Source organism: Paractinoplanes hotanensis (assembly GCF_023717965.1).
In the GTDB taxonomy this organism is placed as follows: domain Bacteria; phylum Actinomycetota; class Actinomycetes; order Mycobacteriales; family Micromonosporaceae; genus Actinoplanes; species Actinoplanes polyasparticus.
The window spans coordinates 319416-341220 of sequence record NZ_JAMQOL010000003.1 but is presented as its reverse complement, the minus strand read 5'-3'; the positions used below and the strand labels follow the sequence as shown (position 1 = coordinate 341220).

The 21805-nt window shown below is 70.4% G+C and carries 18 protein-coding genes and 1 pseudogene; 7 read left to right on the top strand and 12 right to left on the bottom strand.

Going from position 1 to position 21805, the window contains the following annotated elements; translation table 11 throughout:
• Positions 1-7 precede the first annotated feature (7 nt).
• The 5 genes from LXN57_RS03385 to LXN57_RS03365 all read right to left on the bottom strand — a co-directional run bounded on the left by LXN57_RS03385 (position 8) and on the right by LXN57_RS03365 (position 6235).
• Positions 8-1036, bottom strand: a complete 1029-nt coding sequence (locus tag LXN57_RS03385) for a carbohydrate ABC transporter permease (protein WP_251796505.1) — start codon at positions 1034-1036, stop codon at positions 8-10.
• Positions 1029-2261: a sugar ABC transporter substrate-binding protein gene (locus LXN57_RS03380; protein WP_251796504.1), complete on the bottom strand. Its 1233-nt coding sequence runs from the start codon at positions 2259-2261 to the stop codon at positions 1029-1031. Before LXN57_RS03380 ends, LXN57_RS03385 begins: the two co-directional genes overlap by 8 nt.
• 158 nt (positions 2262-2419) lie before the next feature.
• Positions 2420-3466: a LacI family DNA-binding transcriptional regulator gene (locus LXN57_RS03375; protein ID WP_251796503.1), complete on the bottom strand. Its 1047-nt coding sequence runs from the start codon at positions 3464-3466 to the stop codon at positions 2420-2422.
• A gap of 561 nt (positions 3467-4027) precedes the next feature.
• Positions 4028-5248 carry an alpha/beta hydrolase gene (locus LXN57_RS03370; protein ID WP_251796502.1) on the bottom strand — a complete coding sequence of 407 codons (1221 nt, stop codon included), beginning with the start codon at positions 5246-5248 and terminating at the stop codon, positions 4028-4030.
• A 108-nt stretch (positions 5249-5356) separates the two neighbouring features.
• On the bottom strand, positions 5357-6235 hold the full coding sequence (locus LXN57_RS03365) for an RpnC/YadD family protein (RefSeq protein WP_251796501.1): 879 nt from the start codon (positions 6233-6235) through the stop codon (positions 5357-5359).
• Between the two features lie 146 nt (positions 6236-6381).
• On the opposite strand from LXN57_RS03365, the gene LXN57_RS03360 reads away from it, so the two are divergent.
• Positions 6382-7179: a class I SAM-dependent methyltransferase gene (locus LXN57_RS03360; RefSeq protein WP_251796500.1), complete on the top strand. Its 798-nt coding sequence runs from the start codon at positions 6382-6384 to the stop codon at positions 7177-7179.
• 45 nt (positions 7180-7224) lie between these two features.
• Here the strand turns inward: LXN57_RS03360 and LXN57_RS03355 are convergent.
• The 5 genes and pseudogenes from LXN57_RS03355 to LXN57_RS03335 all read right to left on the bottom strand — a co-directional run.
• A pseudogene (locus tag LXN57_RS03355) lies at positions 7225-7425 on the bottom strand (M4 family metallopeptidase); the annotation flags it as partial.
• Positions 7426-7486: 61 nt separating this feature from the next.
• Positions 7487-10027, bottom strand: coding sequence for a rifamycin-inactivating phosphotransferase (gene rph / locus LXN57_RS03350; RefSeq protein ID WP_251796499.1), 2541 nt, complete (start codon positions 10025-10027; stop codon positions 7487-7489).
• Between the two features lie 154 nt (positions 10028-10181).
• A complete protein-coding gene (locus LXN57_RS03345) occupies positions 10182-11564 on the bottom strand; it encodes a cellulase family glycosylhydrolase (RefSeq protein ID WP_251796498.1) in 1383 nt (460 codons plus the stop codon).
• 141 nt (positions 11565-11705) lie between these two features.
• A complete protein-coding gene (locus tag LXN57_RS03340) occupies positions 11706-12371 on the bottom strand; it encodes a response regulator transcription factor (protein ID WP_251796497.1) in 666 nt (221 codons plus the stop codon).
• Positions 12368-13657, bottom strand: a complete 1290-nt coding sequence (locus LXN57_RS03335; RefSeq protein WP_251796496.1) for a sensor histidine kinase — start codon at positions 13655-13657, stop codon at positions 12368-12370. The genes LXN57_RS03340 and LXN57_RS03335 overlap by 4 nt, the downstream gene beginning before the upstream one ends.
• 87 nt (positions 13658-13744) lie before the next feature.
• On the opposite strand from LXN57_RS03335, the gene LXN57_RS03330 reads away from it, so the two are divergent.
• The 6 genes from LXN57_RS03330 (at position 13745) to LXN57_RS03305 (ending at position 20099) form a co-directional block, all read left to right on the top strand.
• On the top strand, positions 13745-14461 hold the full coding sequence (locus LXN57_RS03330; RefSeq protein ID WP_251796495.1) for an ABC transporter ATP-binding protein: 717 nt from the start codon (positions 13745-13747) through the stop codon (positions 14459-14461).
• Positions 14458-15942 (top strand): DUF1349 domain-containing protein, encoded by a 1485-nt coding sequence (locus LXN57_RS03325; protein WP_251796494.1) that lies wholly within the window; start codon positions 14458-14460, stop codon positions 15940-15942. The genes LXN57_RS03330 and LXN57_RS03325 overlap by 4 nt, the downstream gene beginning before the upstream one ends.
• 136 nt (positions 15943-16078) lie before the next feature.
• The gene (locus LXN57_RS03320; protein ID WP_251796493.1) at positions 16079-16825 is read left to right on the top strand and encodes an ABC transporter permease subunit; all 747 of its coding nucleotides are present in this window, start codon (positions 16079-16081) and stop codon (positions 16823-16825) included.
• A gap of 808 nt (positions 16826-17633) precedes the next feature.
• On the top strand, positions 17634-18302 hold the full coding sequence (locus tag LXN57_RS03315; RefSeq protein WP_251796492.1) for a response regulator transcription factor: 669 nt from the start codon (positions 17634-17636) through the stop codon (positions 18300-18302).
• Positions 18295-19584 (top strand): sensor histidine kinase, encoded by a 1290-nt coding sequence (locus LXN57_RS03310; RefSeq protein ID WP_251796491.1) that lies wholly within the window; start codon positions 18295-18297, stop codon positions 19582-19584. The genes LXN57_RS03315 and LXN57_RS03310 overlap by 8 nt, the downstream gene beginning before the upstream one ends.
• Positions 19581-20099, top strand: coding sequence for a PepSY domain-containing protein (locus tag LXN57_RS03305; RefSeq protein WP_251796490.1), 519 nt, complete (start codon positions 19581-19583; stop codon positions 20097-20099). Before LXN57_RS03310 ends, LXN57_RS03305 begins: the two co-directional genes overlap by 4 nt.
• A 42-nt stretch (positions 20100-20141) precedes the next feature.
• On the opposite strand, the gene LXN57_RS03300 is transcribed toward LXN57_RS03305, so the two are convergent.
• Both LXN57_RS03300 and LXN57_RS03295 read right to left on the bottom strand, forming a co-directional pair.
• The gene (locus LXN57_RS03300) at positions 20142-20453 is read right to left on the bottom strand and encodes a DUF4387 domain-containing protein (RefSeq protein WP_251796489.1); all 312 of its coding nucleotides are present in this window, start codon (positions 20451-20453) and stop codon (positions 20142-20144) included.
• A complete protein-coding gene (locus LXN57_RS03295) occupies positions 20446-21798 on the bottom strand; it encodes an acyclic terpene utilization AtuA family protein (RefSeq protein WP_251796488.1) in 1353 nt (450 codons plus the stop codon). Before LXN57_RS03295 ends, LXN57_RS03300 begins: the two co-directional genes overlap by 8 nt.
• Between the last annotated feature and the right edge of the window lie 7 nt (positions 21799-21805).

Genomic DNA, 21805 nt, shown 5'->3' with positions numbered 1-21805 from the left:
GACGACCTCACTCGTCCACGGCACGCCGGTTCGCGCGCAGATAGACGACGGCGAACAGCAGGGAGATGGCGATCAGGATGTTGCCCAGGGCGGCGCCCTGCCCGAAGTCGAACTGCACGAAGGACAGGTGGTACGACTGGGTGGCGATGGTTTGGCTCGCGTTGGCCGGCCCGCCGTTGGTCAGGCCCAGAATGACATCGAGCACCTTGATGGTGTAGACGACCCCGAGCACGAGCACCACGCTGACGACGGGGCGCAGCAGGGGCCACGTCACGTAGCGGAACCGTTGCCAGCCCGAGGCCCCGTCGAGCATGGCCGCCTCGTACAGCTCCTCCGGGATGTCCTGCAGTCCGCCGTAGAGGATGGTCAGGTTGAAGGGGATGCCGATCCAGATGTTCACCATGATCACCGCGATCAGGGCAAGCGAGGTGCTGGTCAACCAGCCGGGGTGCTCGGGCGCCAGGTGGATGGCGGCCAGGAACCGGTTCAGGGCGCCGTTGTCCTTGTCGAGGATCCAGCGCCAGACCGCGCCGGAGACGATCAGTGGGATCAGCCACGGGATCAGCAATAAGGAGCGGAGCACCCCGCCGAGGGGGAAGCGGCGCCGGAAGAAGACAGCCAGCCCCAGCCCGATGAGAAATTGCCCGAGAATCGAACCGGCGGTGAACAGTACGGTGTTGAGCAGCGCCTTGCTGAACACCGACGATGCGATCACGGCGCGGTAGTTGTCGAGCCCGGCCCACGGTGCTTCGCCGGTGTAGAAGGTGCTCGTGGAGTACTTCTGGAACGCCATCAGGAAGTTCTTGACCACGGGGTAGCCGAAGAACGCCACCATGTAGATCACGGCAGGAGCCAGGAAAAGCACTTGTGCCCACCGGTCCTGCCCGCGCCGCGACTCCCAGCGACGGACCCGGTCCGGGGGCGCCGGATCGGGCGGGGGCGGCGGATCCGCCGGGCGGTGCGCGGTGGTGGTGCCCCGGGATCCGGACTCGGATCCCGGGGGCAGTGAGCCGACCGAGGGCTCGTACTCAGCCATTCTGGGCTTGCTCCAAGGCCTTGGCCGGATCCGCCTGCCCGGTCAGCGCGGACTGGAACGCCGTGTAGATCTTCGTGGCCGCCTTCGGCCAGTCCGCACCGAGCTCACCGGTACGCGACCGTGCTGTCGGGATCTGGTCGGCAAAGCCCTTCGCGTTCGGGTTCGACGAGCTGAAGCCGGCCAGCAGGGCGGTCTTGGTGGGGATGGTCTGGTTCTGCTCGGCCAGGTTGATCTGGCTCTCGTCGGAGTTGAGGCAAGCCACGACCTTGGCCGCCTTGGCCTGCTTGTCCTTGTCGCCGGTCTGCGGGACGGTCCACGTCTCGCCGCCGAGGGGAGCGACGACCGGCCGGCCGGCGGCTGGGGCCGGTATCTGCACCACCGCATAGTGCAGAGCCGTGTCCGCGTCCAGCACGGGGAACTGCCACGGCCCGTTCACCATCATCGCGGCCTTGCCGGCCCGGAACTGGTCGTTGACGTCGGCCTGGGTCCAGTTCAGCGCCGACTTCGAGACCGAGCCGGCCGTCATCAGATCCACCCACAGTTGCAGGGCCTGCGCGGTCTCCGGCGTGGCGATGTTCTTCTCGTCGCCGCCGTTCGACCACATGAAGGGCAGGAACTGCCAGGTGCCCTCATAGTTGGCCGGCGCCGAGAACGCCAGTCCGTACTGGCTGCCGGAGGTCAGCTTCTTGGCGGCCGTCTTCAGTTCCGCCCAGGTCGTCGGCGGGGTGACGCCGGCCTCGGCCAGGGTGTCCTTGTTGTAGAACAGCCCGATGGTGTTGGTGACGGGTTGCAGACCGTAGAGCTTGCCCTGATAGGTCGAAGCGTCGACGACGCCTTCGGCGAAGCCGTCGGCATCGAGGCCGAAGGTGTCCAGCGGCATCAGCGCCCCGGTCTGGGCGATCTGCTGCAGGTCGGGGTTGTCGAGCATGAGCAGATCCGGAAGGGTCTTGGACGAGGCCTGCTGCAGAACCTTCTGGATGAGCGTCGCGCCCGGCACCGCCTCGCGGGAGATGGTGGCGCCGGCCTGCGAGGCGCAGGCCTCGAGGGCTTTCTGCCAGACCGCCTTGCCCGGTTCGTTGTTGTAGTAGTCGAGTACGCGCAGGGTCGCGGCGCCGCCGCTGTCCGAACCGTTGTCCGAGCCACCGCAGGCGGTGAGCGCCAGCGGGATGGCGAGTATCGACGCGAGTGCGGCCGGGGCTTTGCGTGAACGAGTGGACCGGAACATGTCGTGTGTCCTTTCGGAGCGCACCGTGGGCAAGCTTGAGGTCGTCGTCGATACGTATCGACAACCACGTTCGACAACGTCGTGCGGCGATCGCCCGTCGATACGTATCGATTACGGCACGGATGCGGCGGACCGATGTGGCGTGTTCGGATCTGGCTCTAGCTCGGGCGCGCCGCGGAGGCGGGCGCGGGCATCACGGTGCCCCGGCGGGTCAGGCGCGGTGCGACCAGGTCTACCGGCGGATGGCCCACCCCGGGACCGGGATCGAGCAGCCAGAGCAGGGTCTTCATCGCGCGCCGCGAGACGTCTCGCGGCTCCTCGGAAATGTTGGTGTACGGCGGCTCCGAGTCTTCCGCCTGGTGATCGGTGCTGATTCCGATGAGGGACAGGTCGCGCCCGGGCACGACAGCCCGGGCACGCAGCGCGTGCAGAAGCGGTCTGATGCTCGCGTTGTACGGCACCACGACGCCCGTCCGGCCCGGGCGTCGGTGCGCCAGAACGTGTTCGACCGCCGCCGCGGCCCCCGCCCGGCCCAAGGCGACCGGCTCGAGCACGGTGAGCGGGAGGCCCCGCATCTCCGCGTGGCGGCGCACCGACCGCAGGAACCGGCCGGCGAAGTTGAGCCGGCGGTCCGTCACCGCTGCCGGATAGCCGATGATGAACGCCTCGTCATGCCCGCTGTCCACGAGCTCGTCGACGGCGATCCGGGCGGCCGCGTCGAAGTCGAGATCCACGCAGTAGAGGCCGGCCGGATCGTCGGGCATGCCGACGAGCACGACCGGGATGGGTAAGGCGGCGGCCACCTGGACCCGCTCGTCCTGCTCCTGGATGTCCATCATGATGATCGCGTCGCACAGCGCCCGCCCGGCGAGGCGCCGTAGCCCCGCCGAACCCTCATCCGCGGTGACCAGCAGAACCTCGTAGTCGTTGGCCCGCGCGGAACTGGCGATGGTCTCGATGAACGGCAACAGCCCGGTCATCTCCGACATCGAGTCGAACGGCACGACCAGACCGACCACTTGCGTACGCCGCCCGGCCAATGCCCGCGCACCGGCATGGGGTTCATAGGTCAGCTGCTTCATGGCGGCCAGGACACGCTGCCGGGTGGGCTCGGAGATCTGACGTTTGCCGGTCATCACGTACGACACCGTGCTCTGCGAGACACCCGCGAGCCGGGCGACATCCTTGCTCGTGAACGCAGCCATGGGCGAATCCCGGGAGTAGTCGATGCGTATCGTCGAAGCGCTTCAACAACGAGGTGCTGCCAGGCTATGGCGGGCGTCACACCGGGCGCAAGACATCGCCACGCAACACTTTCGTAATCTTGTCGACCGGCGCAGCCGGCGACACAGAGTGATCTTGGCGAGTCACGGATCCACGGACGCCTGCCGGAAACACTGCAGGCTGTCATCTACCACGGCGAGCACGACGCCTACCGGCCACTGCAATGACGGGGCAGTCCGGGGAAGTCCAAGCCCAAGGCAGCAGGGTCGCCGATACCCGTCCGTGCTGACCGTCGACCTGCGTCACAGGATGGCTGGCCCATGTGGACAGGCCGGGATCCATCTGGCCGTGGCTCTCGTGGTGGCGAATTCGAATCGGGCGTCGGTGCGCTCACGGGCCTGGTAGCGAACATGTCCGTGATTGCCAAGCTCGCCCGGCCCGGGCAGGTCGGTAGCCAGACACCACTTCCGCCCCGTCGCCTGAGGGCGACGGGGCGGATTCACGAACAGAGTCCCGGACGGGGTCGGGCTTCGTCGGATCGATCAGCGGCGGGCCTTGAGCCAGCCTTGGATCTCGGTGATGACCTGCTTGTCGGGCTCGCCGAACTCCGGGGTGAACTTCGGGGTGATGTTCATGGTGTGCGCCATGCCCGGGTAGATGACGATCTTGTGGTCCTTGTTGCCGGCTGCGGCGACGGCGGCGTCGGCCACCAGCGCGGCGCGGGCCGGGGTCTGCAGGTCGTTCTCGCCGTTGAGCATCAGGGTCGGGCCGCCGAACTTGGGCAGCGCCTGCGACACGGTGGGGAAGCGGGCGATGTCGTTGACGTAGTCGATGACGGGCTGGTCGAGGTCGGGCAGGTTCGGGTAGTCGTCGATGTGGGTGATCTTCCGCAGCACCGGGCCGGCCTCGCCGTCGATCGCGATCTGACCGTCGCGGTTCCGGTCGGTGCTGGGCAGCACCTTCCGGCCGTCGAGCAGGATGGAGCGGTACTGGTCGGCGACCTCCTTCGGCTGCCCGACCAGGCCGTCGGCCGCCTCGGCGGCGGTCAGCCGGCCGTCGGCGTTCACGTCGAACTCGTCGTGCATCTGCAGCAGCAGCCGTCCGAAGATCTGCAGGGTCAGCAGCTGCTTGATCGGCAGGCCGACCACGCCCATCTCGACCACCCCGGCCGGCTTCGGGATGCCGAACTTCGCCGGCTCGGCCGCGAGGTTGGCGGCCACGTTGGTGCCCTCGCTGTGACCGAGCAGGAAGATCTTCGACGGGTTCACCCGGGGCGACTTCGCGGCGAACCGCACCACCGAGGCGGCGTCGAGCTGGATCTGGCGGTACGGGTTCTTCGGGTTCAGCTGGGCCGGGTCGGTGGTCTCGACCGGGCCGATGCCGGTCACGCCGCGCTTGTTGAAGCGCAGGGTGGCGAAGTTCTCGCGGCTCGCGGCCTGGGCCAGCGGCACGAACGTCGAGCCCTTGCCCTCCGGCAGCGTCTGGTTCATGTCGTTGTGCCCGCTGCCGTGCAGGAAGACGACCAGCGGCAGGCGGCCGTTCGAACCGGTCGGATAGGTCAGCTCGGCGTCGGTGACCCAGCCCTTGCCGAAGTCGATCCGCACCTGCTCGCGGGTGACGCCGTCCCACCCCGACTGCTGAGCCGCCGCCGTTCGGGTCTCGGCCTCGGGGAGGCCGGCGTTGGCGACCCCCACGCCCGCCGCGAGGACGGCGGTGGCGGTGAGGCCGATCGTCAGTGTGCGGAGATTCTTCGTCGTCGTCATGCCAAGAACGCTATGCACGCCAACGATCAAGATCGATCCGGCTAACTACCCTCTTGCCGGTACAGCCTGCTGTACCGGGCACCGGCCTGGCGGGGCCCCGGCCCCCGCTCAGGCACGCAGCTCCGCCAGGGTCGCGCCGGCGACGATGCGTGCGATGTTGCCGTCGTGGTCGCTGTCAACCAGTTGCCGGGCAAGGTCGTCCAGATCGGCGAGCTCGCCGTACCTCGCCCGCAGGAGCGCGCGCATCCCGTCGATGTGGCCCTGTTCCAGGCCCTGCTCCCGGTTCCGGCGAGCGATCTCGCGGCCCGACTCCGATTGCTCGAGAACGTCGTTCATGCCTCTCCTTCGCAGTGCTTCAAGAACTTGGAGTGCCAGTGAGCCTCCCACGAGCATACCGAGCTCGATCTGGACCAGCTGTTCCTCGATCGCGCTGGTCGCGGCGATCCGTTCGGCAACCCGTTCCGCCAGATCGCGCGGCGGTTTCAGCGACCACAACGCGAGCGGCGCCAGAGGGCTGGCCAGGAGCATGCCGGGGTCCAGATCGTCAGGCACGCTGACCGACCGGTAATCGAGCCGGACTTGATCACGTTCGAAACGGCCCGGGAACCCTGCGCCCAGCGGCCAGAGCACCACCTGGTGAATGCGGTGATCCGAGCGGCGGTACTTGAGCGCCAGAGCCGCCCAGTAGGCCACCATCCGCTCCTGGAAGTCGTCGGTGCGCTGGACCTGGACCTCGACGTGGTAGATGTCGGCGGGCACGCCGTCGCTGTTCCGGACCAGGAACACCTTGTCGCGTTGCCGGCTGCGTTGCCGCGGCTGCTCGGTCGGCCCGTCGAGGACCACCGCCCGGCCGTCGAGTCGTGCGCCGCACAGCAGGTGCAGCGCGTCGCGGGGGTGGGCCTCCAGCAGCGCCTTGTACAAGCCGTCGAAGTCGCGGGCCGGCTTCGAAGGCGGAGAGACGACATCGGCGGGCACGCTGTCGGTCATGGTTCCTCCTCCGCGCCGACCATCGGCGCGACGCACAGCATGCCGTGCGCGCGACTACTAGTCAAGAGACAGCTTGTCGACGGCTTGGAGCGGCGGCCACCGTAAACCGTTGGCCCGGGCACGGCCTGGCGTCGGAGGATGCCGGGATGAGTGAGCCGACGACCGAGATCGTCACCTTCTACGAGGAGCGATATTCCGAAGCCGCGCGACTGGACGGGCGGCCGCAGGCCCGCCTGGAGCGCCTCCGGACCCTGGAGCTGCTGCGCGAGCTTCTTCCCGCGGCGCCGGCCCGGGTGCTCGACGTCGGTGGGGGACCCGGCGCGTACGCCCGCGAGCTGATGGCCGACGGCCACCAGGTCCGGCTGATCGATCTCGTACCCGCTCACGTCGCTCAGGCGCGGGCCGGGACACCAGCGATCGACGCGGCTGTGGGCGACGCCCGGAAACTGCCTGAGCCGGACGGTGCCTGGGACGCGACCCTGCTGCTCGGGCCCGTCTACCACCTGCAGGATCGGGCCGACCGGGTGCGGGCGGTCCGGGAGGCGATCCGGGTGACCCGCCGGGGTGGCCCGGTTGCCGTGGCGGCGATCTCGCGGTTCGCCGGGCCGGTGGACTTCGCTTCCACCGGCCGGTTCGACGACCGCATGCTCGCCGAGTCGCGGCGGTTGATCATTGATGGCAACAACATCGTCGGCGGTGGCTTCACGCATGCGTACTTCCACCGGGTGCCCGAGCTTCTCGCCGAGTGCGCGGAGGCCGGCCTGTCCGATGTGACGCTGCACGGTGTCGAGGGCCCCGCTTGGTCGGCAGCCGAGGCGGCCGTCCACGGTCCGGCCGCGGAAGTGGTCTTCGGCGCCGCCTTGCAGTTGGCCCGCCTCTACAGCTCCGAACGAGACCTGGCCGCCGCGAGCTGCCACCTGCTCGTCACCGGAACCGCCCGCTGAAGAGGGGGACCGGGCCAGGCCCGGTCCCCCTCGCTGCGGAGCGGACTAGCAGGTGGGCTCGCCGGACTGGGCCGGCAGGCTGACCGCGTTCCACGCGGCCTTGACCGTGTTGAACTGGGTGCAGCTGCCCGGGTTCAGGTTCTTGGCCGCCTGCAGCGTCCACACGCGGTACTTCGCGTACGAGGAGCTGGAGGTCTTCAGCGGCATCGCGTTGTACATGATCTTCATCGCGTTCTGGATGCGGCCGGATGAGACACGAGTGGCGCTATATATGGCGGTCTGTCGACGTAATGGGGGAAACCCTCGTCTAGCGCAGAATCTCGACGAATCCACCGGTGCCGTGCACCCGGATCCGCTGCCCGTCCGCGATCAGGCGGGTGGCCTGCTCGACGCCGACGACGGCGGGCAGGCCGTACTCCCGGGCGATCACCGCGCCGTGGGTCATCAGGCCGCCGACCTCGGTCACCAGTCCCGCGATCGTGACGAACACGGGCGTCCAGCTGGGGTCGGTGTACGCGGTGACCAGGATGTCGCCGGGCTCCAGGTCGGCCTCGGCCAGGTCCCGGACGACGCGTGCCCGCCCCTCGACGGTGCCGGCCGAGACTCCCAGCCCGGCCAGCGCGCCCGGCGGCAGGTCGTCACGACCGTACGCGCCGGTGACGACCTCGCCGTCCGACGTGAAGACCCGCGGAGGCGTGCGGGCCGCATACGACTCGTACGCCTGTTTGCGCTCTGCGATCAGAGGCTTCGCGCTGTCCACGTCGGACAGTTCGTCGAAGCTCAGGTAGAAGACGTCCTCCCGGTCGTCGAGCACGCCCGCCGCCACCAGCCGGTCGGCCTCGGCCAGCAGTGCCTGCTTGTAGACGAAGTAGCGGGCGATCATGTGGTACTTCGGGTACTCGCGGTAGCCGCTGAAGGTCCGTACGCGGTCGATCATCCGCTTGGTCTCGTCGGCCTGCTTCTCGTCCAGGCGCGCCAGGAGTTCCCGCTCCTTGTCGAGCGCCTGACGGCGGCCCTGCGCGAAGAGCCGCTCGTGAGCGCCGGGCTCGAAGTTCCGGACGTTGCCCAGGATCAACGGCACCAGGGTGGACGGGCGCTCGCTCCACCGGGGCCGGGTGATGTCGATCTCGCCGGCGCAGCGCATGCCGTACACGTCGAGGAAGCCCCGGATCGCATCCCGGGCCGGGGCGGGCAGTTCGTCGAGGAAATCGTCGCCCTCCGCCCGTTCCAGAAGGGCAACGGCCTCGGGGTACGGGCGGACGGCGTCCGCGACGTCCAGCAGCGCCAGCCCCATCTCCGAGGTGATGTTGTGCGGCACGGACTGGCTGAGCGTGTCGGCCGCGTTGGTCTCGCCGAGCCAATCCCGCATGTGCTCGTTGAGCCACGCAGCTGCGGTCATGCCGGCCATGATGACCTGCATGCTGCGTGGCTCCTGCAGCGTCTTGCGCAAAATCGGCAGGTCGGCCCGGATGAAGTCGAGCAGCGCCGCGCCTTCCAGCGGGCTGATGTCGCGCTTGAGGACCGCCAGCGACTGCTCGGCCAGCTCGATCAGTTCGGCGACGACGGCCGGATCGGTCGCGATCGTCTCGGCTCCGCTGCCGGGCGGCACCCAGGCCGCCTTGCCCTCGTCCGGGCGTTCCGGCAGGAAGCCCTCGCGCGCGACGATGCTGCGCAGGGCGCCGCCGATCAGCGGATCCGACGTGCCCAGTGCGTTGATCAGGTTGTCCCGGCTCGAGGGCCGGGCCAGGATTTCGGTGACATCCACGAACAGCCGGCCTCCGGCCACGGCCATCGGCCGCGGGGTGGTCATCTGCCAGAACGACAGCCCGAGCGGCTTCATCGGGTCGGTCATCATCTGCTGGTGGCCGACCGAGACGTACACGTGCTTCTCGTCGTCGCCGGTCTCGGGAACGGGGAACAGGGTGGTGATCGGCCTGCTCTGCACGATCGCGAACCCGTCGTCGTCCCGGCACCACTCGATGTCCTGGGGGCGGCCGAAGTGAGCTTCGATGCGCCTTCCCAGCCGTACGAGGTCAAGAACCTCACCGTCGGTCAGAGCGGCCTGCTCCTGACGCTCCGGCTCGACCGCCCGTTCCTCGATGCCGCCACCCGCCACGGCATGCATCGCGACGCGCTTGGCGGCGACCGTGCGCGCGACGATCGTGTCGTCGCGGACCCGGTAGACGTCCGGGTTCACCAGGCCCGACACCAGGGCCTCACCGACACCGAAGCCGGCGTCGACCGAGCTGACCGTACGGTCGGAGGTGACCGGGTCGGCCGTGAACAGGATGCCGGACGCCCGCGGGTACACCAGGCGCTGCACGACGACGGCCATCCGGACCCGGCGGTGGTCGACGCCGTTGTGCCGGCGGTAGCTGATGGCCCGGTCGGTGAACAGCGAGGCCCAGCACCGCCGGAGGTGATCGAGCACGTCCGGGCCGGGCACATTGAGGTACGTGTCGTGCTGGCCGGCGAACGAGGCCGTGGGCAGGTCCTCCGCGTTCGCGCTGGACCGGACGGCGTACGTGTGCCGCATGTCCAGCCGTTGTCCGACGGCTGCGGCCAGCCCGTCGGGCAGGGTGGCGGCCCGCACGGCGTCGCGGATCTCAGCGCCGACGGCCTGGATCGCCTGCTGGTCCTCGATCTGCCGGCTCAAATGGTCGAGCAGGGCGCCGACCGGCGGTGTGTCCGCGATGGCCAGCGCGAAGGACTCGGTCGTCACGCAGAACCCGGGCGGTACCCGGACGCCGTCGATCCGCGTCAGTTCCCCCAGGTTGGCGCCCTTGCCGCCGGCGAGCGCGACGTCGGTCGGCCGGATCTCGGTCAGATCCAGGATGTAGCTGGTCATGGTTGGTCTTCCCCCTCGGCTTCGGGGAGATTGTGCGCGAAACCGGGGGTCTTGCTGCAAGACGGGCACTCCGCTATAACTTTAAGTGGGAGCTGGTGCGCATGTGCGCCGGGCTCCCTTTTTCCTGCGTACTCGGGGAGCCCGGCGCCTACGGTCAGGCGGCGGCGCAGCTGACTGCCGGGGCGGTGTTGGTCCCGGTCGTGGAGGCGGTGAATCCCCACGACGCGGCGGCGCCGGCCGCGAGGCTGCCGTTGTACGACATGTTCCGCGCGGTGACGGCGCTGCCCGCGGTGGTGACCGTCGCGTTCCAGGTGTTGCTGAACTGCTGGCCGCTCGGCCAGGTCCAGGTGACGGTCCAGCCGCGGATCGCGGCCGCGCCCGCGGTGACTGTCACCGCACCCTGGAAGCCGCTGCCCCACGAGCCGGTCACCGCGTACGTCGCCGTGCAGCCGCCCGTCGGGGGAGGCGTGGTGGGCGGTGTCGTCGGCGGCGTGGTGGGTGGCGTGGTCGGCGGTGTCGTCGGCGGGGTGGTCGGGGTCGTCCCGCCGTAGATGGTGGCCTCGCGGGCGGTGGCCTTGATGCCGTTCGCGCCGTTGAAGAGCCGGGTGCCCCACGAGGTCAGCGCGGCCGGGTTGAACCCGGTCACCATGTCCAGATATTCGACGCCGCCGCCGTTGCCGCTCCACGACCAGCCGAGATAGCCGATGCCGCGAGCCTGGGCGGTCGCCAGGATGGCGTCCTCGTCGGGGTTGCCGTCGGAATGGTTGTGGCCGAACTCGCCGACCACGAGGGGCAGCCCCGCGGTCTGAAACCGTCCGATGTAGTCGGTGATCTCGGTCGCGGTGTCGAAGACCCCGTACATGTGGATGCTGAAGATCGTGTTCCGCTGGGGGTCGGACGCGAACACGGAGGCGGCGTTGTCACGCATGATGAACTGCCAGTCCTGCCCCCAGTTGGGCGCGTCCACCATCAGCGCGTGCGCGAATCCGGCCGCCCGCAGCCGGCTGATGGCGTTCTTGGTGTCGGCGATCCAGCCGCTGGCGTTGGTGTTGCCGTAGGGCTCGTTGCCGATGTTCAGGACGACGTAGTTCTCCTGCCCGTCCAGCGCGCTCTTGATGCTGATCCAGTAGTCGGCCGCCTTCGCGAGAGTGGTGGCCGCCGCATCCTCGCCGTACCCGGTGGTGTCATGGGCTTCCAGTACGCAGATCAGCCGCAGCCGCTTGCACTCGGCGATCACCCGGCTGACGTCGGCGGCGTCGTTCTTGGTCCAACGGTCCCCGGTGCTCAGCACGACGCGTACGGTGTTGGCGCCCAGCGCCTTGATGTCGCCCAGCGACGAGAACCGATCGGCGTACCAGGTGTGCGCGTGGTTGACCCCGCGCATGACGAACGGATTGCCGTTACCTTCGAGGATCTGTGTGCCGCTGACCTTGATACCGGTCGCCGCGGCCGCGGGCTGGCCGGTGGCCGCCAGGGCCAGCCCGGCCACGACAACCGCAGCGGCCAGCCCACCCAGCCAACTTCTTCGCTTGCTCATGAGGTCACCTCTGGTCCGATGGTTTGGGAGCGCTCCCAGATTGCGTGACCGCTGACAGCGTTGTCAACCATTCGGAAACATCGATGTAATGCGGATGCCTGATGCCCGGATGCCGGGATGCCCGGATGCCGGACGCCGGTGTCAGTGCCGGCCGTTGATGCGGTAGCCGACGCTGGGCAGGGTGACGATGGCTGCGGGGTCGCCGAGTTTGCGGCGCAGGCGTCCGACGGTCACCGTGACCGTGTTGGTGAACGGGTCGGCGTTCTCGTCCCAGACCTGCTCCAGCAGGGCCTCGCTGCTCAGATAGCCGGGCGCGGCCCGCATCAGGGCCTCGAGCACAGCGAACTCCTTCACCGACAGGTTCACACCCGCGCCGCGACGGGTGGCGGTGCGGCGAACGGGGTCGAGCTCGAGGTCGCCGACGACGAGCGTGCGGGGTGTCGCGGCGGGGCGGCGGCGGGCCAGGGAGCGCACGCGCAACACCAGCTCGGGAAAGTGGAAGGGCTTGGCGAGATAGTCGTCGGCGCCGAGCGTCAGGCCGCGCACGCGGTCGTCGGCCGAGCCGGCGGCGGTCAGCATGAGGACCATCGCCCGCTCGGACCGCCTGGTGATCATCTCGCAGAGCGTGTCACCGCTCAGGCCGGGCAGGTCACGGTCCAGAACGACCACGTCGTACGCGTTGACGTCGAGCTTCGCGGCAGCGGTGAGGCCGTCGAGCGCCACGTCGACCGCCATCCCCTGATCCCGCAGCCCTTCGGCGACCACTTCGGCGAGGGCGACCGCGTCCTCCACCACCAGCACCCTCACCGGTCAGCCTCCCGCTCACCATTCGCTTTCGCGTTCAGATGCCCGCTGCCCTGCTGCTCCGTCGCGTCGGCCGGGGGTCTGTTGTCTTGTTGGGCGTGTGGCCCGCTGTCCTGCTGTTCGGTCGCGTCGGCCGGGGGTCTGTTGTCCTGTTGGGCGTGTGGCCCGCTGTCCTGCTGTTCGGTCGCGCTGGCCGGGGGTCTGTTGTCCTGTTGGGCGTGTGGCCCGCTGTTCCGTTGGGGTGATGGGCCGCCGCTCTGAGGTGGCTGGGTGCTGGGCGGCAGGCGGATCTCCACCCGCAGTCCGCCGGTCGGGCGGGCTTGCAGGCTCAGTGAGCCGCCGTGCGCCGACGCCACCGCGGACGCTATCGCCAGGCCGAGCCCTGTCCCGGCGCCGCCGGTGCGGGACACACCCAGGCGTCGGAACGGGCGGCCCAGCGTTGCCACCTCGCCCGGGTCGAGGAGCGGGCCGTCGTTCTCGATGAGCAGCGCGCCGGGGGAGAGGACCACCCGCATCCAGCCGCCGGGACGGCTGTGGCGGGCGGCGTTGTCGACCACGTTGGAGACCATCCGGGCCAGCAGCACCGGGTTGCCGACGGTGAGGAAGTCGTCGCCCTCGACCGGGGTGCCGGGTGGGATCAGCGAGCGCACCGCCATCGGCGTGCGGCCGTCGAGGGCGCCGTGCTGAGCGCGGGCCAGCACCATCAGGCCCTCGAGCAGCCGCTCCAACTGGTCGAGTTCGGTGCGTACGCGGCCGCTCAGCCTTACCACCTCGGGTGGCGGAGCCGGTTTGGCCGAGGCCACGTCGACCGCGGCGCGCATGGTGGCCAGGGGCGTGCGCAGCTCGTGGGAGGCGTCGGCCACGAAGCGGCGCTGGGCGGCGAACGACTCCTCCAAGCGCCCCAGCAGGTCGTCGATGGTGTCGGCCAGGTCCTTGACCTCGTCGGCGGGGCCGGTCACGGCCAGCCGCGAGTGCAGGTTGTCGGCGCTGATCCGGCGGGTGGCAGCCGTGATGGTGCGCAGCGGCCGCAGCACCCGGCCCGCGGCGGCCCGGCCGAGGAGCAGCGACGTCAGGAACATGAAGAGCAGGGCCACTCCCACGCCGACCGCCAGTTGCCGGTTGTGCGCCTGGGCGGCAGCGTCGATCTGTTGCAACGCCGCCGGATCCAGCGGCTCGCCGGCGGGGCGCGACGCCCGTACGGAGAAGGCCGCGACGATCGCCAGCAGCCCGGCCCCCGAGACCAGGAACAGCACGCCGTACAGAAGGGTGAAACGCAGCCGGACGCCCATCCGCACAGCATGCCCGGCCGGACGTGACAGCGGTATGACAGCTTCCGTCGCGCCCGGGTTAGGCGTTGCTGCGTAGAACTTCGCGGCATGACCACCATCGAAGTGAACGGATTGCGCAAGCGGTTCGGACCGTCGGTCGCCCTGGACGGGATGACGTTCGTCGTCCGGCCCGGCCACGTCACCGGCTTCGTCGGGCCCAACGGCGCGGGCAAGTCGACCACCCTGCGCATGATCGTCGGACTGGACCGGCCGGACGCCGGGACCGCGACCCTCGGCAGCCGCCGCTACGCCGACCTGCCGCGCCCGATGCGGCACGCCGGGGCGCTGCTCGACCCGCACGCGCTGCACCCGTCCCGCAGCGGCCGCAACCATCTGCGCTGGCTGGCACGCTCGCAGGACCTGCCGGACAGCCGGGTCGACGAGGTGCTGACCCGAGCCGGACTGGCTGCGGCCGGACGACGGGCAGCCGGCGGCTACTCGCTGGGCATGCGGCAGCGGCTCGGCGTGGCCGCCGCGTTGCTCGGCGACCCGCCCGTCCTGCTGCTCGACGAGCCGTTCAACGGGCTCGACCCGGCCGGCATCGTCTGGATGCGCGATTTGTTGCGCGGGTTGGCCGAAGATGGCCGTTCGGTGCTCGTTTCCAGTCACCTGATGAGCGAATTGCAGGACATGGCGGTGCATGTGATCGTGGTCGCTCAAGGACAGGTGATCGCCGACGCCGGCGTGGACGACCTGATCGGCGAGTACGTCTCGCTCGAGGCGGCCTATCTGAAGCTCACCGCGGGCGTCGGGGGCATCCGATGATCCTGCGGGCCGAATGGCTGAAGTTCCGCACCGTACGCGGGTGGGCCGCGGGCCTCGCGGCGGCCGCGCTCATCGTCATCGGGCTGGGCTGCCTGGCCGCGACGAGCGTCACGATGTCGTGCATGGCCGGCACCCGCGAGGTCGACTGCCCGGCGCCGCCGACCGACTCGTCCGGCCGTTCGGTGGCCGACCGGTTCACGTTCGTGCATCGGGCCCTGGACGGTGACGGGTCGATCACCGCCAAGGTCGGCCACCTCGACGGCACCATCACGTATCCGCCGCCCAACCACGACGAGATCGTGCGCGGCGTGGTGCCGTGGGCCAAGGCGGGCCTGATGGTCAAGGACGGGACGGAACCCGGCGCCGATTACGCCGCCGTGCTGGTGACGGGTTCTCACGGCGTACGCATGCAATCGGGTTTCACCCACGACAGGGCCTCGCTGCCGGTGCGCGAGGCCTGGCTGCGCCTCACCCGCGAGGGCGACGACATCACGGGGTACGTGTCGGCGGACGGCACAACCTGGCAGAAGATCGAGACCGTACGCCTGGACGACCTGCCCCCGACCGTGCAGATCGGCCTGTTCGTCACGTCGCCGAACGGCCTGACCGTCGAGGAGAACCCCCAGGGCGGCCATGCCGTGCAAGCCCGTTGGACTCAGGCGACGGCCCAGTTCTCCCAGATCAGCCCGGGTGGCGGGTGGACCAGCAGCCTGGTCGGCTACTCGGACTACCGCACCACCTGGGAACAGACCCATCCGCCGGGCCACACCGAGGCCGGCGGCGTGATCACGGTGGCCGGCGCGGGCGAGATCGGCCTCGACACCGAGGGTGGCATGGCGGTCGAGCGGGTGCTGACCGGGTTGTTCGCCGGGCTGCTGCCCCTGATCGTGGTGGCGGTGCTGTGCGGGACGACCGAGTTCCGGCACCGGATGATCCGCACGACGCTGGCCGCGATGCCGCACCCCGCCAGGGTATCGGCGGCCAAGGCCGCGGTGGTGGGCGCGGTGTCGCTCGCGGCCGGTCTGGTGGCGGTCGGGGTGACGCTGCCGGTGGCGACCCGGATGCTGCGGGCCAACGCCGTGGTCATCCTGTCCGTGTCGTGGCCGACGATGCTGCGGGTCGCCCTCGGCACGGCGCTGTTGCTGGCCCTGGCCGGCGTTTTCGCGTACGGCGTGGGTTCCCTGCTGCGCCGTGCCGTGCCCGCCGTCCTGGCGGTGACCGCCCTGTTGGTCGCGCCCCCGATCCTGGCCGTGACCTCGGTGCTGCCCGTCGACGTGGGCGCCTGGCTGCTGCGCCTGACGCCGGCCGCAGCGTTCGCGATACAGCAGAGCGTCGCCGCCTATCCGCAGCTGTCCCGCCCGCAGACGGTGGCGGACGGCTACTTCCCGCTGCCGCCGTGGGCGGGTCTGGCTGTGCTGGCTTTGTGGGCTCTGGCTGCCGTGGCCGCAGCGACCTGGCGGCTACGGCGGAGCGCGGCATGAGGGCCGCTCGGCGTTTGGCGGGGAGCGATGTGGTGGTGGCCTCGTGGCTGGCGGGGCGCGCTGTGGTGACAGGTCGGCGGCTGCGGCGGAGCGCGGCGTGAGGGCGGCCGGGCGTTTGGCGGGGCGCGCTGTGGCGGTGGCCTCGTGGCTTGCGGGGCCCGATGTGGTGGCAGCTCGGCGGCTGCGATGGAGCGCGGCGTGGCGGGCCGAGTGGGACAAGCTGCTCACCGGGGGAGCCGGCTTGGCAGTGCCGCTGGCGCTGGCGGTACTGCTCGTTGCCGGCGGCTTGGCGCTCGGCAGCAGCTCGGTCGACCCGGTGCAGTTGCGGCTGTTGGGTGTCCGCCTCGGCCAGGGCGCGGTGGCCGCGGCGGGCGTGCAGATCCTGGCCACCGAGTACGGCAGTGGACTGATCCGGATGACCCTGCTCGCCGTCCCGCGCCGGCTCGACGTGCTCGCGGCCAAGGCGGCTGTGCTCACCGCGCTGGTGGCCCCGGCCGCCGTGCTCGGCGTGGGCGTCGCGGTGCTCGGCCTGAGCCCGGACGGCGGGCTGCTGCGGGCCGCCTTCGGGTCCGTACTGCACCTGATCCTCATCGGCTTGCTCGGCCTCGGCGTGGCCGCCGTCGTGCGCAGCTCGGCTGCGGCCATGGGCATAGTTCTGTCCCTGCTCTACCTCATGCCCATGCTCCTGCGCATGCTCCCGGACCCCGACTGGCAACGGATCCTGTACCGCACGACCCCGGCAACGGCCGTCCAGGCCCTCACTACAACAGTCGACAACGCGATACTGCCCCTGGGCCCGTGGTCAGCACTCGGCGTCGTGGCGGCGTGGTCGGCCGGCGCGCTGGCCCTCGGCGCCTTGCTCCTGCACCGCCGTGACGCATAGGCCCGCTCCGCCGGCCGTGTCCGGCGTCGGACCTCAGCAGAACGTGGGAGGGAGTTCCGGCTCGCGAGCCGAGTAGCTGTCGAGGCTGCGGGACGGGGAGAAAACGCTTGACGACGCGGGTTGAGGGCTCGCTGCTGATCGAAGTCACGGCGCGCCAGAGCAGTCGATCGCGAAGACGGTAGGCCCGCGGAGCCACGGCCACCGCCACCGCCACGGCCACCGCCACGGCCACGGCCACGGCCACCGCCACCGCCACGGCCACGGCCACGGCCACGGCCACCGCCACCGCCACCGCCACCGCCACCGCCACCGCCACCGCCACCGCCAAGCGGAGCACCCAGGTCGCCGATCGCGCGCTGCGTGGGCCCCAGCACTGGCGTCGCGCACCGAGCCGCCCAGCACCCGGCACCCGGCACCCGTTTCCAGAACCCGGCTGCGGGCACCCGCCATGCGCTGGCAGCCGCCTACCGCCCGCCACCACCACACGGCACGCGGCAAAGCCCAACAACAATGAACTAGGTTCCTAGGATGGCCTACGGGCGGTGTCGAAGTCGATGGCCAGGCCGCGAAACAAGAGCGTCGGCGCGCCAAGCCGAAACACTGGAGGCCAGAAGGGAGCCAGGTTGGGGGAGCCACGCTGTCGCGGAGGTTGAGCGGGTTCGCCGCCGGCGGGAAGCACCGTCGGAACACGGGTTCTGCGTGCGAGTCCTTGATGTCAGTGGTCCGGCGGTGTGCGGCGGCGTGTTCAGGCGGCGTTCAGGGTGGGTGCGGGAGGATGGTGGACCGGCCGTTTTCTGGAGGTGTGTCGATGCGCGTCCTCGTCGTTGATGACGAGCAGCGGCTGGCCCGGTCGTTGCGGATCGGGCTCGAGGCGGAGGGGTTCGCGGTCGACGTCGCCCACAACGGGGTGGACGGGTTGTGGTTCGCGCGCGAGAACTCGTACGACGCCATTGTTCTTGACCTGATGTTGCCTGGTCTCAACGGGTATCAGGTGTGTGCGACGCTGCGGGCGGAACGGGACTGGACGCCGATTCTCATGCTCACGGCCAAGGACGGCGAGTGGGATCAGGTGGAAGGGCTCGACACCGGCGCCGACGATTATCTGACCAAGCCTTGCTCGTTCCCGGTGCTGGTGGCGCGGCTGCGGGCGGTGAGCCGGCGGGGCGCGCGGGAACGCCCGACCGAACTGGTGGTGGGGGATCTGCGGATTGACCCGGCCGCGCGGCGAGTGTGGCGGGACGGCGCCGAGATCGAGCTGACCACCCGCGAGTTCTCGTTGCTCGCCTTCCTGGCCCGGCATCCGGGGGACGTGGTGTCGAAGCGGCAGATCCTGGACGGGGTCTGGGATGCCGACTTCGAGGGCGACCCCAACATCGTCGAGGTCTACATCCGGCACCTGCGGAACAAGATCGGCCGGGATTCGATCGAGACGTTGCGCGGCGCCGGTTACCGGCTGGGCGGCGGCAACGGTGGCTGACGTCCGATGGCGTACGACGGTTGCGGCCGTCCTGGTCGTGTCGGCCGCCCTGCTCGTGGGGGCCTTCGCCCTGGTCCTGATGGTGCGTGGATCGCTGCGGGACGGGTTGGAGGCGACGGCTGAGCAGCGGGCCTCGGCGATCCTGCAGCAGGCCGAGCGGCCGCCACCGGACGACGACCTCCTCTGGCAGATCACCTCGCCCGACGGTGCCGTCCAACGGTCCGGCGTCCCGCTTCCGGACAGCGCCGCCGACCGGGTGCGCCTGCCCGGGGCCGACGACCCGTACCTTGTGGTCACGGAAAACGAGGACGGTTACCGGGTCTCGGTCGCTGTCTCGCTCGAGGACGTCGACGAATCGACCGACGCCCTGATCACCCCGCTGGCCGTCGGGCTGCCGCTGCTCGTCCTGCTGGTGGGCGGGGTGACCTGGGTGGTGGCTTCGCGGGCGCTGGCCCCGGTGGAGCGCATCCGGCGCGAGGTGGAGGAGATCACGGGGGACCGGCTCGACCGCCGGGTGCCCGAGCCGCAGTCCCGCGACGAGATCGGGCGGCTGGCTCGCACCATGAACCAGATGCTGGTACGGCTGGAGGATTCCCGCGACCGGCAGCGCGCCTTCGTGGCCGACGCCTCCCACGAGCTGCGGTCCCCGGTGGCGAGCATCCGGCAGGTGGCCGAGGTGGCGCAGGCCCATCCGGCCGCCCTGCCCGACGGTGAGCTGGCCGGGACGGTGCTGGAGGAGTCGGCCCGCCTGCAGCGGCTGGTCGACCAGTTGCTGCTGCTCACCCGGGCCGACGACGGCGGAGGCAGCCGCGTGCGCCACGACGTCGACCTCGACGACCTGGCCCTGGCCGAGGCGCGGCGGGTCAGCCGTACGGGATTCGCCGTCGACACCAAGGACGTGGGACCCGGCCGCATTCGTGGGGACGCCTCGGCCCTGGCTCAGGTGGTCCGGAACCTCACCGACAACGCCGCCCGGCACGCGGTCGCCGCCATGGCCGTCGGCGTCCGGCAGAGCGGCGGCACGGTGGAGCTCACCGTCGACGACGACGGCCCGGGCATTCCCGACGACCAGCGGGAGCGGGTCTTCGACCGGTTCGTGCGGCTGGACGAGGCACGGGCCGCCGACGCCGGTGGCAGCGGGCTCGGCCTGGCCATCGTCCGGGAAATCGTGACCGCGCACGGCGGGACCGTGGCCGTCACCCGTTCGGCGCTGGGCGGCGCCCGATTCACCGTGCGCTTTCAGGCTGGCTTCAGCGAGCCTCCCGCAAGCTCTGGGGCATGAACACAACGAAACTCCGTAGCAAGCGCGTCATTGTCACCACCGCGGCCGTCGCCGCTCTTGCCGTGGGCGGCGGCGTGTGGGCTACCGCGGCCAACGCGGACCCGGATGTCAGCGGCAGCGATCGCGACCGGGTGGGCAACGCGGCCGTCCAGGCGGTCGGGGGCGGAACCGTCCTCGACGTCGAGGCCAGTGACGACCAGGGCGAGGCGTACGAGGTCGAGGTGCGCAAGCAGGACGGCAGCGAGGTCGACGTCACGCTCGACAAGGACCTCAAGGTGCTCACCCAGCAGGCCGAGGCAGCCGATACCGGTGACGCCGCACTGCCTGACGCCGAGCGGACGTCGGCCGAGAAGGCTGCGCTGGACGCTGTCGGCGGTGGCACCGTCCTGGATGCCGAGAAGAGCGACGATCAGGGTGTCGCTTACGAGGTCGAGGTGCGGGCGGCCGACAACACCGAATGGAACGTCGAGCTCGACGCGGCCTTCAAGGTGCTCGCCAAGAACGCCGACGACTGACAGGTTGAGCGGCCTGCGCGCCACCTGGTGGCGCGCAGGCCGTCAGGCAGTGACCGGCAGCTGGGCCAGCGGCACGTGGTGCTGGCCGGCGTGGATGTCGCGGTCGCGCAGGCTGCCCTGGGAGACCGGGCGCGGGAACGAGATCTTCACGACGTTGAGGGCCGGGATGCGGAAGATCTGGATGGTGGCCGGGTCGACGCCGTAGAGGCGGGCGACGACCGGGGCGTCCAGGAAGGCGATCTGGTCGTAGCCGGCCTTGTCGCGCAGGAACACTTCCATCGTCACCCAGAACGGTCCGGCGTTCTTCGAGCGGACCTCCAGCGCCAGATCGGCGATCGTGCGGGTCTCAGGCATCGGTGGCCTCCAGCCGGTGGATGCGGAACAGGGCGGTGGGGGAGTCCACGTCGACGGCGTGGTTGAGCACGAACTCGTAGGCCGGGCCGCGCTCGGTCTCGGCCGGCGAGGTCGGGAAGGCCAGGCTGGGCAGGTAGTTCATGTCCGGCGTGGGCAGGTGCAGCATGAGCGGGTTGACCACTTTGGCCACCGCGGTCGCGGTCTGCTGGTCGGCCGCGTGCACGAGCAGCATCACGCCGACCTCCTTGGGTGGGCCGCGGTCGGGCTCGATGCCGTCGAGGATCGCGTCGTAGCCGTACAGCCGCAGGTCGAACTCGTAGTCGCCGTCGCCCAGCCCGAGCGTGCGGGCCACCCACTCGCCGATCATCTTGCGCAGCAACGCCGCCCACGTGTCGATCTGGCCGAGGATGTGCGGGTCGCGGATCGCGGTGAACGACATCGTCTCGTACCCGGTGATGCGCGCGCCCTCCAGCTTGATGGTGTGCTGGTCGGCCGGCTCGAAGCGGGATCCTTCCACCCGTACGCGCCGGTGGTCGAGCGCGGTGTAGGTCGCGTCCGACACGACGATGGTGCCGGCCGGCTCGCGCATCGAGTGCGGGTTCACCGTCTCGTAGAGCATGTGCGCGGCCACCGTGTACGGCGTGCAGGAGTTGCCCGGGTCGAGCGGCTCGATCGTGAAGCCGTCCTCGTCGATGGTGGCCAGCACCCCGCCCGCGCGCGGGTTGGTCGTGCACTGGCCGCCGCACTCGACGATTTTCGCCGCGTGCCAGGCCGGGCCGGCCGGCAGGCCCCTCATCAGTGGGAGGGCGGCCGCGATGGCGGTGTCGGTGGCCCGCCCGGCCAGCACCACGTCGGCGCCGCCCTCGAGCGCGGCGACGATCGGCTCGTGGCCCATCATGCCGACGATGTGGGTGCAGCTTTCCAGGGTTGCCGGGTCGAGCGGGCCGGACGGCGGCAGCGGACGGATCCGCTCGATATCGAGGCCGGCCGCCTGCTGTTCGCTGTAGATGACGGCGATGCGCAGGTCGAGGCCCTCGGCGGCGAGGATCTCGCGGGCGATGCCGGCCACCCAGTCCACGCCGGAGTCGGTGCCGCTGGTGCCGCACGAGCCGACGATCAACGGGATCCGGGCGCTCGCGGCCGCGCGCAGCAGCAGCCGCAGATCCTGGGCGACGGCCGCGGCGGCCGTCTTGGCGGTGCCCGAGCCCAGGTAGTACGGCCCGGAATCGGTGGAGCCGCCGTCGACCGCGATGACGTCGGCGCCCAGTTCCAGGCCCCGCGTGACGGTCTCGGGCGGGAAGCCCGCCCCGAGCATGCCGGTCGGCGTGAGTACGCGTACTTCCATCGATGTC